Source organism: Variovorax saccharolyticus, assembly GCF_030316765.1.
GTDB classification, from domain to species: Bacteria; Pseudomonadota; Gammaproteobacteria; order Burkholderiales; family Burkholderiaceae_C; genus Variovorax; species Variovorax saccharolyticus.
In genome coordinates this window covers 17,515-33,598 of record NZ_JASZYT010000015.1, presented here as the reverse complement: position 1 = coordinate 33,598, position 16,084 = coordinate 17,515, and the positions used below count along the sequence as shown (strand labels likewise).

Here is a 16,084-nt window from a genome sequence, read left to right as displayed (position 1 = left end):
GGCTCTACAGGGCGCCGATCGAGATCCAGGGCACCGCCGCGATCACCAGCAGCGCGATGAACAAGGCGCCCAGATAGGGCCAGACGCGTGACATGGCAGCCATCGGCGACACCTTACCGATCGCGCAGGCGGCATAGAACCCCACTCCGAAGGGTGGCGCGAACAGTCCAAGGCCCATTGCAAAGACGGCCACCATGGCGTAGTGCACTTCGTGGATGCCGGCGGCGCGGGCGATCGGAAACAGCAGCGGTCCGAAGAGGACGATCGCGGGAATGCCCTCGAGCAGGCTGCCCAGCACCACGAACGCGACCACCGAAACCAGCATGAAACCCAGCGCACCGCCCGGCAGCGAGGCCATCGCGGCGGCCAGATCGCGCGAGAAGCCCGACTGCGTCAACGCCCATGCCATCGACGTGGCACAGCCGATGATGATGAGGATCGCGCCCGACAACGAGGCGGTGTCGATCAGCATCGGCCACAGGCGCTTCCAGTCGAACTGGCGATACACGGCAAGACCGACGACGAAGGTATAGACCACACCGAGGGTGGCCACTTCGGTCGCCGTGGCGATCCCTTCGACGACCGCGGCGCGGATCAGGAATGGCAAGGCCATGGCTGGCAACGCGTAAACGAAAGCCCGCGCCACCTCGCGCCGGGAAGCCCTGGCCCCTTCGGCCGCCGCGGCGCGATTGCGATTCTTCAGCCATACGACGATCGCCATCGCGATGGCACCGACAACGGCCGGCATGAAACCGCCGGTGAACAGTGCGGCGATCGAGATTCCGGTGACGGAACCGATCGTGATCAACACCAGGCTTGGGGGGATCGTTTCCGACATCGCGCCGGAGGCGCTGAGCATCGCCACCAGTTCGCCCTCGTCCTCACCCCTCTGCTTCATGTCCGGGAAGAGGGCCGGCGCGACGGCCGCCATGTCCGCCGCCTTCGAGCCCGAAATGCCGGACACGAGGTACATGGCTCCGATGAGGACGTACGACAAGCCCCCCCGCACATGTCCGATCAACGATGCCAGCACGCGGATCATGGCGGCCGCCATGCCCGTGGCTTCGATCAACGCGCCAAGGAACACGAACAGCGGAACCGACAGCAGAATCAAGCCGGACATGCCCTCGTCGATCCGCCCGACGACGACCATCGATGGAAGATCGGTGGAGAACGCCAAGAAGCCCATGGTGGACAACCCGAACGCAGTCATGATCGGCACCCCGATCACCACCATGCCGCTGACACCCACGACGAAGAACAGGAACAGGTTGGCATGTCCCGCCCCCGTCAGCATCGGCTTGAAGGCGAGCAACAGGCCGGCCAACGCCCCGATCGCCACGGCCGACACCACGACGTCCCGGAGGCGCGCCCTCATCACCAGTCGCGACAACGCGATGGCCAGCATCAAGGTGAAGCCGACGGCCAGAGCGGCAACGCGGACGCCATTCGGAATCTCGAGCGCGGGCGTCGTGATGGCCCACTCTTCGCTCACATACTCCCACGCGGGGTGGATCAGCAGCAGCATGAACACGACGACCAAGGCGTCGCCGAAGGCTTCGGCAGGCCGGCGCAGCGCCGGCGTCAGTTTCTCCAGCATCGTCGTGAGCCGCATGTGCTGGCCCCGCTGCAGCGCGATGACCGAGCCCAGCATGGCCAGCCAGATGAACAGCATCGACGCCAACTCGTCACCCCATGTCAGCGGGTCGTGCAGAACATAGCGGTACGTGACGTTCGCCAGCAGCAGGCCGACTTCGACGACGACCAGCAGCGCCGCCGGCCATTCGGTGATCCATCTCACCGTTGTTTCCAGAACGTTGCCCGCCCTGCTCGTGCGGCCACCGGCCAACGCGATCGATTGCACTTGCATGGTGTCCCCTTTGTCGTCCAAGGGGGCCTACGCCAGATGAGGCGCGTACTTCGCCAGGATGCCCCAGCTCTCATCGCCGAACTTCTTGCGCCATTCGGCGTAGTGGCCGGACTTGCGCAGCACATCCCGGAACGGTGCCGGGTCCGTGCGATTGAAGCTCAAGCCCTTCTGCGTCAGCGATTTTTCGAGAATCGGATTGAGGCGAGCGACATCTTCGCGAAGATCACCAGCGGATCGGTTCAGGTTGCTGCGGACCACCGCCTGGATATCTGCCGGCACCGCCCCCCAGCGGCGCGGGTTCATCAGCATCCAGTAGCCGTTCCAGACATGGTTGCTGATCGTCGCGTACTTCTGCACTTCGAAGAACTTCGCCGCATCGATCGTCGCCAGCGGGTTTTCCTGCCCTTCGACGATGCGGGTCTGCAGCGCCGAATACAGCTCGCTCAGGTTCAACGCGGTCGGCCCGGCGCCGAGCGCCTTGTACATGGACACCCACAGAGGCGCGACAGGCACGCGGATCTTGAAGCCTTGCAGGTCGGCCGGCGTGCGGATGGGCTTCGTGCTGCTGGTCATCTGGCGAAAGCCGTTCTCCCAGATGTTCTCCATGACCGCCAGGCCGGACTTGGCGATCCGGGCGCGAATATGCGCGCCGAGTTCCCCGTCCATCGCTGCATGCGCCGCCCTGTCATCATCGAAGGCAAACCCGACGCCATTGATCGACGCCAGCGGTATCAACGTGCCGAGGATCACATCGGGCATCAGGCACATTTCAAGTGCGCCGCTGCGGGTCTGCCCCAGCATGTCGGTGTCACCGCCCAGTTGGTTGTTGCCGAACACCTGGAGATCGAACCGGCCCTGCGTCTCGGCCTTGATCCGTTGAGCGGCCTCCTGCAAGCGCGTGTGCACGGGATGCGTGCCCGGCAGGTCGTGCCCGACCTTGAAGCTGAATTCGGCCGCCTGGGCCGAGAGGGGCAATCCGGACAAGATCGGCAGCGTCGAAGCCGCAGCGGCCGTATTCAGGAATGTGCGCCGTGTGACGTGGCTCATGTCGATGACTCCGTTGGGAAAGCGAACGTGGAACTTCGTGACCAGCGAGGAGCCGGCCACGTGCAAGAGAAATCTGCAGGGAACCCGGGGGGCGTTTCGAGCGCCGCCGCGCGAGTCAGACGGGTCGGCTCATGAGCCAGGCCGCGCGCCGACAATCGATTCGCGCCGCATCACGGCAATCGATAGTCGCGAACGACATCCGGGTCCGGCTCGATGCCGAGTCCTGGACCCTGGGGGACGGCGATGGCACCGTTCTTCGGAACGATGGCGTCGCCGTACAGGTACGCCTCCTGGTCGAAGTAGCGCCACTCCACCACCGCATCGGCGCCGCCGAGCGCAGCGCTGGCGTGAACGCTCGCGAGGAGGCCGGGACCGTCGTAGAAGGTGTGCACCATGACGCTGGTGTTGTGCGCATTCGCGAGCGCAAACACCTTCCGCAATTCGGTGATGCCGCCCATCTTCGCCGGGCTCGGCTGCACGAAGTCGACCGCACCGGCGCGAAGCAGTTGCTGGAATTCCATCAGCGTCGATGCGTTCTCCCCGGCCGCGATCGGAATGCCAGCCTCGCGTCTCAGACGCGCGAGGCCCTCGAAGTTCTCCGGTGGCCACACCGGTTCCTCCAGCCAGCGGAGCTTGTAGGGCCGCAGCTTCTCGGCCATGTCGAGCGCCTGCCGCACCGTCCAAGGGCAGTTCACGTCCAGGGTGATCTCCACGTCATCGCCGGCTCGCTGCCGGGCGGCCTGGACCGCAGGGAGCTCGACCTCATGCAACTTGAGACGCCGGTAACCCTGCCCCAGTGCACGTTCGACGTTCGCCGCCACCGTGTCCGGATCGGTATAGCGGATCAGGCTGGCGTAGCAGTCGAGCGCCTTGGCGTCGGCGCCGCCCAGGAGTTGATGCACCGGCTGACCCGCTGCCTTGCCGGCAATGTCCCAAAGAGCGATGTCGATGGCGGACAGGCCGAACATGATGGCGCCGCTGCGCCCGAAGATGTGAAGCTTCCTTTGCAACTCCAGCATCAGCTTTTCGATCTGCGAAGGGTCGCGTCCAATGCACAGCGGCGCGATGATCTGCTCGATCGCCACCTTCACCGCGGGGATCGACGTGAAGCCAAACGATTCGCCCCAGCCGACCAAGCCGCTGTCGGTAGTGACCTTGACCACCAGCGAATCGACCGTCTTGAGATCGCCGTCACCCCACGCGCCGACGTCCGACTTTCCGCCCGCCGTGAACGGAATGCGCAGCGCGATGGCCTCGATGTGTTCGATCTTCGTGTTCATGCGAGGCATCCTACAAATTGCACGGCTGCAGAAGAATCCATTCTGGGCGGCATTCAGTCTTCCGCACCGCGGAAGAATCACGGACCCGGACATGGTCGGCTATGCCATGGTGCCGGTGGCGGCCCGTCACCGCAAGACAGGAGGCCGGGCAGGCTCGTCATCGCGGGCATCGCGGCGCCGCCCTGCCCTGCCGCCCCTCGCCCTGGCATCGCCCCACCCCGCATCCCCTCGCCTCGCCTCGCATCGTTTTGTCACTACTGGCGGTGACGCTTTCGTCCCCAACCCGGACACGGAAAGGAGACCTTGAAGATCCACATGCAGGAAAGCAAGGGCCATCCCAACACCAACACCTGAGACGGCTGCTGTCCGCGCAACAGTCGTGGGTTCGCCCCGGCCGGAGCCCGTGGAACAACTTCCTCATTTAGGTTCAACGGTTGGCTCGAACTTTTATCGTTACACGACAACAGGTTAGCCGACTGTCCAGCCGCTAATCGCAAAATGTTTCACGGAAATCAGCTTCTGAAAGGAGTTTCGAGGAATGTGTTCTAAGTGAAACAAGGAATTCGGTTACCAAGTAACCATATATGGGCGTGGGGCTAGCCCAATGGATGCGCCGAGGCTCCCGCGTTCGCCGATCCCTTGAATGGTCGGAGGGAAGGCGTCAGCTCTTCCGCTGTCGGACGCTGCACACCTTGCAGGGTTTTCAGTTTGCTGACGCGGCTGTTCGGCGATCCTGCGCCAGCCCGGTCCGCGTTGATTGGGCGCCGCAGTGAAGTCCCGGGTCTGCCTACCAGCCGGGTGGGCGCGCTGTGGCCACACTTGACGGACACCAAGGCCGGGGTCGTGCCTGGCGGCGATGCGAGCGACAGTCTCGACCAGGGGCAAATTGACCTTCACCACAACTCCGCTTTCCTTCTGTTCTCCCCTCGGCGCAGATGTCAAGGAACTGCGGCCTCGTCGGCCCTTTGCGCCAGATTGCTGACAAGCATGAATCGTTGTCTGTATGAAAAATGGGCCAGATCAGGCGCTGAGCCGCCCGGCGTGCCAACCCCCGCATCCCCAGGGCTGGAAGATGGCGGTCTGACCAGAGCAAGGCTGCGCTTCTGAGGCCCGACGGCCGCCGCTTCAGTTTCCCGGGGCAAAGCGAGGTGCGATTGGTTTAGCCGGTTCAGACGTGTCTGTGGCTGACGTGTCTGACGGTCAGACACGCTTCCATCGCAGCGCGTTCACCGAGAGCCCTGCCTTGAGTGATTCGGAACGTCTGACGGTCAGACTGGACGGCGACGCCGGTGAGCTTAGTCTCCTCGCGACCCAGCACTCCGCGGTCCGCGCCGGTGTCTGACGGTCAGACGCTCTGGCGGGCCAGTCTTCCTTCATTGGCTTTCAGCAAACTGGGCGCCCCATGCAGCGGCAGGCCTCAAGACCCCCTTCTACACCTTGGGGTTGCAGGATCGATTGATGAAGCAAACACAGCGGCGTCTGACCGTCAGACACCGGGAGCAAAGACTGGTGCGCGGTCGCCGCGACGCCCTCCCCTCACCCCTTGAAGGGCCCCCTGGATTGCTAACGAGCATGAATCGAATGTGCGCGGGAAATCGGATAGGTCAAGCGCTAAGTCGTCCGACGCGCAGTCGCAACGAGTCACCCAAGCGTACTGGCCACGCACCGGGAGCCTGTTGCCTCTGGCGGTATCACCGCTTGAGGTTTCCTGCGTCGAAGCCAGGAGTGTCTGAATTCGCCATCTCTTTCCTGTCTGACGGTCAGACAGGACGGAGGATGGCGGGGGCTTCGTCCCTCTCACCCAGCACGCTGCGGGCTATGGGCGGACCGGGTGTCTGACGGTCAGACGCTCTGGCGGAGGTTTCCTCCATGGACGGTCAGCCAGATGGTGGTCGCCTCATGCAGCGCTGGGCTGCGAGACCCCAATCTGCACCTTGGGGTTGGGAATCTCTTGATCAGGCAACGCAAGGGTGTCTGACGGTCAGACACCAGGAGCAAAGGCGGGCGTGCGGGCACCGCGCCGCCCTCCCCCTCACTCCTTGAAGAGCCCCTGAACAAACTTCAGCAACTCTTCCTCTGCGTCACCAGAAAGCGCGCCCGCCTTGACTTTCAGCGTCAGCCCGCCCTTCCCATCGCGGCTGAAACTTCCGGCCACCTTTCCGCGAGTCTTGAAACGCACCACCTCGGCATCCGCGGCCGCATTGGGCCCTGCGAGCAGCTGGCTCAACACGGCCTTGGGGGTCCGGCTTGCATCGCCCAGCGCGATGATTTCCTTCGCGCGTGCAAGCACAACCTCTCGATCTTTTTCCAGTGCGTTGGTCAGCTCAGGCGCCCAGCGATACTGAAGGCTGTGCGGGCGCGGAAACGCTTCCACAACCTCTTCCGGGAGCGCTGCCAGCTGGACTGCCACCGCAACCATGCTGGTGTTCGCCCCGATTTCCTGCGCCATCTTTCGAACCGACGGGTACAGGCCAAGCTCGAGGGCCCGCTGATACATACGGCCTTGCTCCCAAGGCGAAAGGCTTTCGCGGTCCCGATTCTCACGATCCATCTCCGAGAAGAGCTCCTGGTCGTCGAGCTCGGCGACCGTGGCAACGACATCGGTCTTGAGTTCGAGGCATGCGCGGTGGCGGCGATGCCCAAACACGATCTCGTAGTCATGGGCGGGATCTCCGGTCACCGGGCGGACCTTTATAGGCTGTACGTTTCTGCCAGCCTGGGCAATCTCCTCGCGCAGGGATTCGAACGCCGGGTCCGAGAACGAACTCGGATGTCGATTTGCATATTTGCTTGCACGGATCCGCGTCGGATCAAGCAGTTCGACAAACTCACGTTTCTCCAATACCGCAACCTTGTCCTTCAGCGCGCGGTTCTCTTCTTCGACGCCACGCCCCATCGCCAGCGAGACCGAAATCGCACCGATGGCAGTTCGCGGCCGGTCATCGGCTTTCGGCTTCGCTGTTTCTTCGTCGTCGACGCTATCGAAGTCGATCCCGCTGCCCTTCTTGGTCACCTTGCTCATGCTGCCACCTCCGACTCGCTGGTCTGCCGCAACCAGGCGCCGACCATCTGCGACTCCACCGTCTCAACGAATTGCTCGTATGCGTCCACTGCGCGCTTGATGGTTCGCGAGCTCGCCGAGCCGGGCTTGAGGTCATAGATTGACCCGAACTCCGCACTGGCCGTTGCCGCAGTGGCTGTCTTGGGAATCTCGATCGGCAGGACCTTGGAACCGTACGCTGCACTGATCCATTCACGAACCACGTTGGTCGCGATGTCACTCGAGTCGACCTTGGACAACAGCACGTCGACAAACTCGAAGGTCTTCGTGCGTCCGCGCTCGGTCAGCTGCTTGGTCACTTCGTGAAAGAGATCCCAGAACTGGACGCTCGAAGCGAAGTCCAGAGCATTCGGGGGCAGGGGAGTGATGATCCCGTCCGCTGCCATCATCGCGTTGATCGTCACGTACGACAGGGCAGGGGGCGTATCCATGATGATCACGTCGTAGTCTTGCCGCGCCTGTTCAATGCCGTAATGGATGACGTTCCAGAACTGGAAGCCTTTCGAGGCCTCGTCCTTCTGGCGACTTGGCAAGGTGAACTCGGCGCCGAAGAGCTGCGACGTTGCCGGGACAAGGCTGATGCCGTCCCAGTAAGTCGGTCGGATCGCGTATTCGATGCTCTGCTCGTCACCCGTGCAAAGCGGCAGGATGGTCTCGTTCCCCTCGACCTCGGCATCCGGCAGGATCCCGAAAAGGGTGGTCATGCTCCCTTGAGGGTCGCAATCGATCACCAGGACCTTGTGTCCTCGCAGGCTCAGCCCTTGTGCAAGGGTCACAGCGGTCGTGGTCTTGGTGACCCCACCCTTGAAGTTCGCCACCGCGATCACGATCGCCTCGGACCCGTTGGGGCGTAGCCGGCCAGCGCGCAGTTCCCTGGCCCACTGCCGCGTTTCCGAAAGCAGGAACTCACGCCGGCTGCCGGCCGCATTCATGGTTCCGGCGGGAAGCGTCCCGCCTTCTTTTTTTGCGCGGTAGTCGACCTGGCGTGTGTCGAGCCCCACCAAGGTGCCCACCTGCGCGGAAGAGAAGCGGGGCGCCTCCTTGGCAACGTTCGGCGCTAACATGGCTTTGCGCACCCGACTGAGGATCTTCCGCGCTCGCGCCGCCTGATCCCCAATGTCTGAAAGCTCGACGCGCTCACGACCTTCTACAAGAATATTTGCCACGTTAATCCTCAATGTGATGTTTGGCGTGATTCTACGTTTGAAGAGGTTCTCGATGCCAAATCTACAATCGAGTTTGAAGCGCCAATCAAAGCCACACATGGCGGACACTGCCGATTTCCCTTGGATGGAGCCCAGATCATCAGCCAGGATCTTTTAGAACCCCTTCGAGAAATTCAAAGATTAGCGATCTAAAATAGTCAACAAAATCAATGACTTACGAGATATTCTGTCCGGCATATGTGGCGATCCCGTCCGCCAAGTGTGGCCCGCGCGTCCGCGTGGCGTGGCTCACCCGTCCGTCAACTGTGGCCCCCGTCCGTTAAAAGTGGCCCCACTTGTGCACAGCTGGGGTGCACTCACGCGTTCGGAAGCCGTCCGCCAAGTGTGGCTTTGCATCGACTGGGCGGTGGACGCCCTTGCCGTGCTCGGCAGATTGCATCTCGGCGCAGCCCTTGTGCGGGCCAAATGCGCCTGTCCAAGCGACTTGGACGTTAGACTATGGACATGCCCACCGGTCACCAGGTGTCCTTCATCCCCGCCGACGAGAATCCAGTCTCGCCGGCAGCCAGGATATTGACCAAATCCGTCCATGCGCTGGCCATCGAGCCACTCAACATGGCGCTGACGGTCACCGGGCGCAAGGCGTACAACGTGATGCTGTACATCTCGCAGCACTCGAGTCCCGACCCGGAGGGCTGGTACTCATCGCCGGTCAGCGCAATCCTCAGGGGCTACGGCTCGACCACGAAAGCGTCCGAGCGGCTGCAGCGCTATATCGAACAGATGGTGACGACGGCGGTTGTATGGCGGCCATTGGCCGCGAGCGAGCAGGGGATGCTGTTTGCCCCTGACAGCGATATCGACCCGGATGCGCCAGACGCCCTGCCAGCCAACGCTCGAACTCGGTTGGCCGACGATGATGAGGCGAGGACGTTCCCACTCCTTGCGGAAGCCCGGCTTTCTCGCCGCAACGGAGAGGCCTGGGTCAAATGGGTCTATCCGCCGTCCATCAAGGAGCAGTTGATCCATCCGGATCGGTACGCCCAGGTGGAACTCCAATCGATCGCGCTGCTGACGACCTACACATCGGTTGCGCTCTACGAGATCTGCGCGCGATTCAAGACCAGCCCGGGTGCGCTGACCAATCGCGCGTCGCCTGATTTCTGGTGTCGCGTCCTCCGTGAAGGAGGCGACATCAAGCCGAGGGAATGGCGCAAGGTCAAGAACGAGCTCGTGGTCCCCGCGATCGCCGAGATCAACGAGGTGAGCGAGATCAACATCGAGCTCATCGAACACAGGCCAGGCAACGCCGTAGTGGCCGTTCAGTTCAGAGTCACGAAGAAGCCGAGGGATCGCGATCGCGCGAAGGGCCCGACGGACGTCGCGCAGGTGCTGCGCGCGGCCAGGCTCGAGATCCGGGAGGCAGATTTCGACGCGCTCATCACCAAGTACGGTGCGTTCAAGGTTGCCGAAGCACTCGATGCACTCGAGTCGTATGTCAACGACCCCACTGCGACGAAGATCGTCAACAAGACGGCCTACCTCCGCACGATTCTCGCCAACCGCTATCCGGACAACCAGGCAGAGATTCTGACGCCGCAAGAGGCCGCATCCGCCGCGCCGGTGCAGCAGGCGATCGACGGCGACAGTCGCGAAGATCTCGTGAAGAAGTGGGTTGCCGGTCGCTTCAAGCAACTCAATGCCGAGTTCGGTCAGCTCTCTGAGGACGAGCGAGCGCGGTGGATCGACGCCACGGCGACCAGGTTCACCACGCCGGCCGTGAAGCGCCGTCTCGACAATCGTGACTGGGTGTCGCCTCTGGTGAACCACTTGGTTCTGGACGCCTTTGCGATCGGCACCTACGGAAGCGGATGGAAGACTCCCACCGAGATGGACCTGACGATGTTCAAGGTCGCGGAGGCACGGCGGTCTTGATGCGCGGTTGAGTGCGAGCGCAGCGTCGTTCTCCCTGCATTGAAGGGCAGGGCGGCAGGAACAACCGCAGACCGAAGGCGACGCGCCCCCTCGGGTGCGACCTCTCAGGCACGGCTGTCCGCGAGCGCCGGTCTCGCTGCGCGGGACGAGAGCGTATTGATGGCCGCAGCCGTAAGCGCCAGCAACGCCCCCACTGCCGCGAGCCCGATCCAGGCCCCTCGGTGCGCCCCATAACTTCCCAGCGCGGCGCCGGCCGCACCGCCGAGGAAGTAGGACCCCATGAACACCGTGTTGAGTCGGCTGCGCGCCTCCGGGCGCAGCGCGTAGACCCGAGCCTGGTTCGCGACGAGGCCGGCGCGGTTGCCGAAGTCGAGCAGCACCATGCCGATGATCAGCCAGCCCAGGCCGTGCCCGCTGGCGGCAATGAAAGCGAAGCCGATGGCGAGGGCGAGCGCACCTGCAAGAAGCATGTTTCGCGCGTCAAGGCGATCGACCAGTGCGCCGATCCGCGGCGATGCGGCAATGCCCAGCAACGCGACCAGCCCGAACGCGCCGATGGCGGCGGGACCGAACTCGTAAGGCGCTTGCGCCAGCAGCGCCGCGAGCGTTGCCCACAGCGCGCTGAAGGCTGCGAACATCATGAAGGCTGCTGCCGCCGAGATGCGCAGCACGCGCTCCTCGCGTACCAGGCTGCCCAGCGAGCGAATCAGGCGGCCGTAGCTGATCGTCGCCAGGGTCGTGACCGTCGGCAGCTTGCCGGCGACGATGGCCAAGAGCGCCACGTCGACAAGCGCAGCCAGTACGAAGACGGTCCGCCAGCCTGTAGCCGCGCCGATGAAGCCGCTCGCTGTGCGCGCCAGCAGCAATCCGGCGGACAGGCCGCTGAGCAAGATGCCAGCGGTGCGGCCGCGCGCCGCAGGCGGCGCCAGGCCCGAGATGGCAGGGATGATGATCTGCGCGGTGACCGCCGTCACCCCGACTGCGAAGCTGGCCGCGCACAGCAGCGCGAAGCTTGGCGCTGCTGCGCAGGCGAGCAGCGCGATGGCGTTCGCGGCGACGGCCAGCGTTGCGAGCTTGCGCGGCTGCTGGCGGTCGGCAAGCGGCACGATGAGCAACAAGCCGACCGCATAGCCGAGCTGCGTCAGCGTGGCGATCAGGCTGGCGTGTGTCGGTGCCACGCCGAACGAGGAGGCAATCTGCGGCAGCAGTGGCTGGTGGTAGTAGATGGTCGAGACCGCAAGCGCGCAGCACACCGCCATCAGCGCGACCAAGCGACCGGAGAGCCCGGTCGCACCTTCAGAGGTGCTTGACATGGCGCGGTCCGTTCAACCTTGCTGCAGCGTCTGGATGAGCTCGCGGGTGTTCACGATGCTGTGTGCGTACGTGGGGCCGTTCAACTCGTGCGCGGCATGCATCATTTCGCGCTTGAACGCGGCGGTGGCGTCCTTCACCAATGTCACGTGATAGCCGAGTTCCTGCGCGTAGCGCGCAGTGGTCTCGACGCATGTGTTGGCCAGCAGGCCCACCACGATGACATGCGAGATGCCGTGCTGCTTCAGCTGGAAGTCCAGATCGGTGTTTGCGAACCCGCTGGAGGCCCAATGCTCGTGGACGACGATGTCGTTGCCTTGAGGCCCGAAGTCGGGGTGCCACTCCCCGCCCCAGCTGCCCTTGGAGAACGTCTTGCGGGTCATCAGCAGGCGCTGTGTCGGGCTGGGGTGGCACCAGCACTCGTAGTCGCCGGGCTGCCAGCGGCGGTGCGGGACGATCACCTTCTGAATGCCGGCGTTGCGTACCGCGCTCTGGATCGCACGCAGGTTGGCCAGCAGATGCACTTCCTCTGCGATCGGCTGGATGGCCGGCCAGAGCTTGCCGCCTTCGGAGAGAAAATCGTTGTAGGGGTCGACGAAGAGAAGGGCGGTCTTGCGAGCGTCGTAGTGGGTTGCATCCATGGCGGAGTTCCTATTTTTTCAGTGGGATAAGGGCCAGTCACCTGGCCCGGCTGTGTCAGGAATTTAGGCCTCATGCCCGCGAAGAAAAATGGGGTACTCGAAGACGCAGTGTCTCAATCCGCAGCACAGTGGCGGGGCGGGGCCTCCAGCGTCCGCGCGAACAGCTCAGCTGCCCAGTCGATGAATACCCGCAGCTTGACGCTCACGTGTCGATTGGGCGGATAGACGACGTACAACGGCCACGCACCGGCAGACCACTCCGGCAGGACGGCGGTCAGGGTGCCCGCCGCCAGATGCGGTGCAGCCATGAACGGGGCGGTGCGGGCGATGCCCAGGCCCGCCAGCCCGGCTGCCAGCATGGCGCCGGAGTCGTTCACCGCGACGGCCGACCGCGAATGGACCTCGTATTGCTCGCCGCCCCGCTGCAGCACATACGTCGAACGCTCGGTGCCGTGCGCGAAGTAGCTGATCACATGGTGACGACCGTCTTCGAGGTCCGACGGATGTTGCGGCATGCCGTGTCGCTTCAGATAGGCAGGGGACGCGCACACGAAGCGATCGATCTCGCCGATGCGCCGTGCCACGAGCGACCGGTCTGTGACCTCTCCCGCGCGAAGCACGCAGTCCACGTTCTCGCCGATCAGGTCGACGGGCTTGTCGCTCACTCCGACATCGATATGAATGTCGGGGTAACGCGCGCAGAAGTCCGGGAGCGCTGGTATCAGGATGAGGCTGGCAATCGCTGACGGGGCGTCGACCCTCAGCATGCCGCGGGGGGTCGCCTTGGCTTGCGACATGCTCGATTCGAGTTCCTCGAGGTCGTCGAGTAGGCGTACCGCGCGGTCATAGTAGGCGGCACCGTCCGGCGTGACGGTGACCCGACGCGTCGTGCGGTTGAGCAACTGCGTCTTGAGTTCTTCCTCCAGGAGTTGCACCAGGCGACTCATCTGGCCCTTGGGAACACCGAGTGAATCCGCCGCCTTGGTGAAGGTGCCAGCTTCGACGACTCGCACGAAGGCCCTCATCGCGCTGAACTTGTCCATGGTCAGTCCTCTCTTCCTCTCACCGTGCCAGTCCGCCGAACAGACGGCGGATCCGCATTGTCGTGAGGATCGAGACGCGCCGTCCAGACCGGGCTGATTGTCAGCGATAGCGATGCGGTTCTGGATGTCGTTTGACATCCATTCAGGATGTCATCTAACATCCAGATCATCTGAAATCACGGGGAAATCGCTCTCATGAGACTCGAAGGAAAGTTTGCTCTGATCACCGGCGGAAACAGCGGCATCGGACTGGAGACCGCGCGCCTCCTCATCCATGAGGGTGCGCGCGTCGCGATCACGGGCCGTGACCAGGTCAAGCTGGATGCGGCGGTGAACGAACTCGGTCCGAATGCGATGGGCCTGCAGGCCGACGTCGGAAGCGCATCGGGCATGGCCGAAGTGGCCGCCGCCGTGGCGCAGAGATTCGGACACCTGGACATCCTCTTCGCCAATGCCGGAACAGGGGGCCCAACGCCCGTCGACACTACGACGCCGGATCATTTCGAAAGCATCATTCGAACCAATCTGACCGGCGTCTTCTTCACGGTCCAGTCCGTCGTGTCCCTGCTCGCCTCGGGCGCGTCGGTGATCCTCAACAGCTCCGTTCATGCCGTCCTTGGAGCACCTCACTACTCTGCCTATGCAGCCAGCAAGGCAGGCGTGAGGTCCATGGGCCGCGTGCTTGCTGCCGAATTGGCGCCGCGCGGGATCCGCGTCAACGTCGTCACGCCCGGCGCCGCCGATACGCCCATCTGGGACAAGCTGGCACCGGGCGCCGAAGCGCTCGCCGCCCTGCACAGGAGGATCGCGGAGCGGGTTCCACAGGGTCGGATCGGCCAGCCACAGGACACCGCCAAGGCCGTTCTCTTCCTGGCGTCGGATGATTCGTCGCACATCACGGGCACGGAGATCGTGGTGGATGGCGGGGCGACCGGTGCTCCGGCCGGATCACCGATCTATCGAGGCTGAGAACGCAGGCTGCGCGCAGGGCTCATGGCTGCGCAACCGAACGCGAGGACGCATGGTCGAGCGAAGTCGGTGTCAGCGCGCCTGCTCGACAGCCCGCAGCGCCGCCTGCATCGACTTGGCCATGCTCTTGACGTCCCGGCGCGAAGAGTCCAGCACATCCCTTGACAGAGACGGATCGTCGATAGCCCGAGCGACCGTCAGTGCCCCGATCATCGCATTCATCAACGTGGCGGCATGACGATCGGCTTGCACGGCCGGACCGCCGAGATTCGTGGCAACCCACGCGCGTCGCCTCTGATACTGGACCGTGAATGCCGCCTTCACCTCGGCGCTGGCGCGGCCGAACTCCGCGCCCAGTGCAGCCATCGAGCACCCGGCCGCCGTGTGGTCACGATGCTCAAGGCTAAGGTAGGCGTCGATGAAGCTACCAATGGGGTCCCCGCGCGAATGCGCTGCCACAGCAGCAAACCGCGCCTCATCCTGGTCGAACGCGTGCGAGACAGTCTCGGCAACAAGCGCATCACGCGACTTGAAGTGCTTGTAGAAGCCGCCGTGAGTCAAGCCTGCTTCCTTCATCAGTTCAGCAAGCCCAATGCCGTCGAGCCCGCGCGCCTTGAACTGTTCCGCCGCTACCTCGAGGATACGGTCATGAGTCGTCGCCTTGTTCTCTCTGGAATGTCCCACTGCGTGTCGCCGATGGCTCGAGCACGTGCCCGCAGTGACGATTATCTTTGACATCCAGAGATGCGCGATCACATTCGGCCGCGAGGTCAGCCGCCAGTTCAGCGTGTCTCACTGGTCGAAGCCGCGGCTCAGCCTTCCGGAATCTGGCTCGCGGCGCTCGTGTTGGAGGGAGTGCCGCTCCCGCTGCCCTGACCCTCCTCATTGTGACGGTACTCCTGTCTGGCAACGGTCAATACCCAGAGCGCCCGACACTGACCCACGATCAGCAGTGCGAGCATCAGCACGCCCCAGGCGCCGAAGTCCTGGCGCTCACCCGCCAGCGCTTCATGCAGCAACGACCCTGCGGAAGCCATGGCGACCAGGCAGGCAAGCAAACCAGCCAGGTCGAGAGCCAATTGAAAGACGTATTTCATGATGAAGCTTGGTCAATAGTGGGTGTCGTAGCCTCGCACTGGGCCCCCTGCGTGCTCAATCCGTCTTTGGTCGGACGTCGTCGTCAGCCCTTTTGGTCTCTCGACACATGCTCGCGGCGTCCGGCCAAAGACGGACGAAGTCATAGCGCCGAAGGAAGTGGGCAATCGGCTGTCCAGGCAGAAAACTTCCCCCGTCATCTGATTGCGCACCGCTTGATGAGGGTCCTTCGACCCTGGCGGTGCTGCACGCCGAGGATGGCGGGAGTACGAATGATGAAGCGATTTGTCCTGACGACATCGGTCGTCGCCGCCCAGTTGCTCGCGGCCAGCGCCTCGGCGCAGTCTGCCATCGCCGAGTGGCCACCATCCGCGATCGAACGCCACGCGAAGGCCTATGCAATCGCTCGACACCTGGAGGTCGACGCAAGCGCTCCGATGCAGCGCCTCAAAGCCGCCAACTCGCCCGCCGACGCTGCCCGAGCAACAACGCGCTTGGCGGCCCTGGAACCGTCCGGGTCGGCGCGGTGGCTGCAGGAAGACGAATTCGCCGAGAACGACACCAGATCGCAGGTGACCACGGTTGACTTGCTTCCAAGGCACTGAAAGCGACACCGATTGGGTACATGAAGCGCTCAAGTCCACCTGCTGAAGCTTGATTGCAAGC

At 63.6% G+C, this 16,084-nt stretch carries 13 protein-coding genes; 3 read left to right on the top strand and 10 right to left on the bottom strand.

Features of this window, described 5'->3' with window-relative positions:
- Positions 1–4: 4 nt before the first annotated feature.
- From QTI45_RS32070 to QTI45_RS32050, 5 genes are all read right to left on the bottom strand, one after another.
- Positions 5–1,870 (bottom strand): TRAP transporter large permease, encoded by a 1,866-nt coding sequence (locus QTI45_RS32070; RefSeq protein WP_286657256.1) that lies wholly within the window; start codon positions 1,868–1,870, stop codon positions 5–7.
- A gap of 27 nt (positions 1,871–1,897) precedes the next feature.
- Positions 1,898–2,917, bottom strand: a complete 1,020-nt coding sequence (locus tag QTI45_RS32065) for a TRAP transporter substrate-binding protein (RefSeq protein WP_286657255.1) — start codon at positions 2,915–2,917, stop codon at positions 1,898–1,900.
- A gap of 170 nt (positions 2,918–3,087) precedes the next feature.
- Positions 3,088–4,197 (bottom strand): mandelate racemase/muconate lactonizing enzyme family protein, encoded by a 1,110-nt coding sequence (locus tag QTI45_RS32060; RefSeq protein WP_286657254.1) that lies wholly within the window; start codon positions 4,195–4,197, stop codon positions 3,088–3,090.
- 2,032 nt (positions 4,198–6,229) lie between these two features.
- Positions 6,230–7,219 (bottom strand): ParB/RepB/Spo0J family partition protein, encoded by a 990-nt coding sequence (locus QTI45_RS32055; protein WP_286657253.1) that lies wholly within the window; start codon positions 7,217–7,219, stop codon positions 6,230–6,232.
- Complete coding sequence (locus tag QTI45_RS32050) at positions 7,216–8,523, bottom strand: ParA family protein (RefSeq protein ID WP_286657297.1); 1,308 nt, start codon at positions 8,521–8,523, stop codon at positions 7,216–7,218. The genes QTI45_RS32055 and QTI45_RS32050 overlap by 4 nt, the downstream gene beginning before the upstream one ends.
- 405 nt (positions 8,524–8,928) lie before the next feature.
- On the opposite strand from QTI45_RS32050, the gene QTI45_RS32045 reads away from it, so the two are divergent.
- Positions 8,929–10,359: a replication initiation protein gene (locus QTI45_RS32045; RefSeq protein WP_286657252.1), complete on the top strand. Its 1,431-nt coding sequence runs from the start codon at positions 8,929–8,931 to the stop codon at positions 10,357–10,359.
- Between the two features lie 104 nt (positions 10,360–10,463).
- Here QTI45_RS32045 and QTI45_RS32040 read toward each other — a convergent pair whose 3' ends face one another.
- From QTI45_RS32040 to QTI45_RS32030, 3 genes are all read right to left on the bottom strand, one after another.
- Positions 10,464–11,672: an MFS transporter gene (locus QTI45_RS32040; protein ID WP_286657251.1), complete on the bottom strand. Its 1,209-nt coding sequence runs from the start codon at positions 11,670–11,672 to the stop codon at positions 10,464–10,466.
- 12 nt (positions 11,673–11,684) lie between these two features.
- A complete protein-coding gene (locus QTI45_RS32035; RefSeq protein WP_286372963.1) occupies positions 11,685–12,311 on the bottom strand; it encodes a cysteine hydrolase family protein in 627 nt (208 codons plus the stop codon).
- Between the two features lie 113 nt (positions 12,312–12,424).
- Positions 12,425–13,354, bottom strand: a complete 930-nt coding sequence (locus QTI45_RS32030) for a LysR family transcriptional regulator (RefSeq protein ID WP_286657250.1) — start codon at positions 13,352–13,354, stop codon at positions 12,425–12,427.
- A 195-nt stretch (positions 13,355–13,549) separates the two neighbouring features.
- Between QTI45_RS32030 and QTI45_RS32025 the strand changes: the two genes are divergently transcribed.
- A complete protein-coding gene (locus QTI45_RS32025; protein WP_286372961.1) occupies positions 13,550–14,323 on the top strand; it encodes an SDR family oxidoreductase in 774 nt (257 codons plus the stop codon).
- A gap of 72 nt (positions 14,324–14,395) precedes the next feature.
- On the opposite strand, the gene QTI45_RS32020 is transcribed toward QTI45_RS32025, so the two are convergent.
- Both QTI45_RS32020 and QTI45_RS32015 read right to left on the bottom strand, forming a co-directional pair.
- A complete protein-coding gene (locus QTI45_RS32020; protein ID WP_286372960.1) occupies positions 14,396–15,007 on the bottom strand; it encodes a TetR/AcrR family transcriptional regulator in 612 nt (203 codons plus the stop codon).
- A 128-nt stretch (positions 15,008–15,135) separates the two neighbouring features.
- Positions 15,136–15,420, bottom strand: coding sequence for a hypothetical protein (locus tag QTI45_RS32015; protein WP_286372959.1), 285 nt, complete (start codon positions 15,418–15,420; stop codon positions 15,136–15,138).
- A 273-nt stretch (positions 15,421–15,693) separates the two neighbouring features.
- On the opposite strand from QTI45_RS32015, the gene QTI45_RS32010 reads away from it, so the two are divergent.
- Positions 15,694–16,023, top strand: coding sequence for a hypothetical protein (locus QTI45_RS32010; protein ID WP_286372958.1), 330 nt, complete (start codon positions 15,694–15,696; stop codon positions 16,021–16,023).
- Positions 16,024–16,084: the final 61 nt, after the last annotated feature.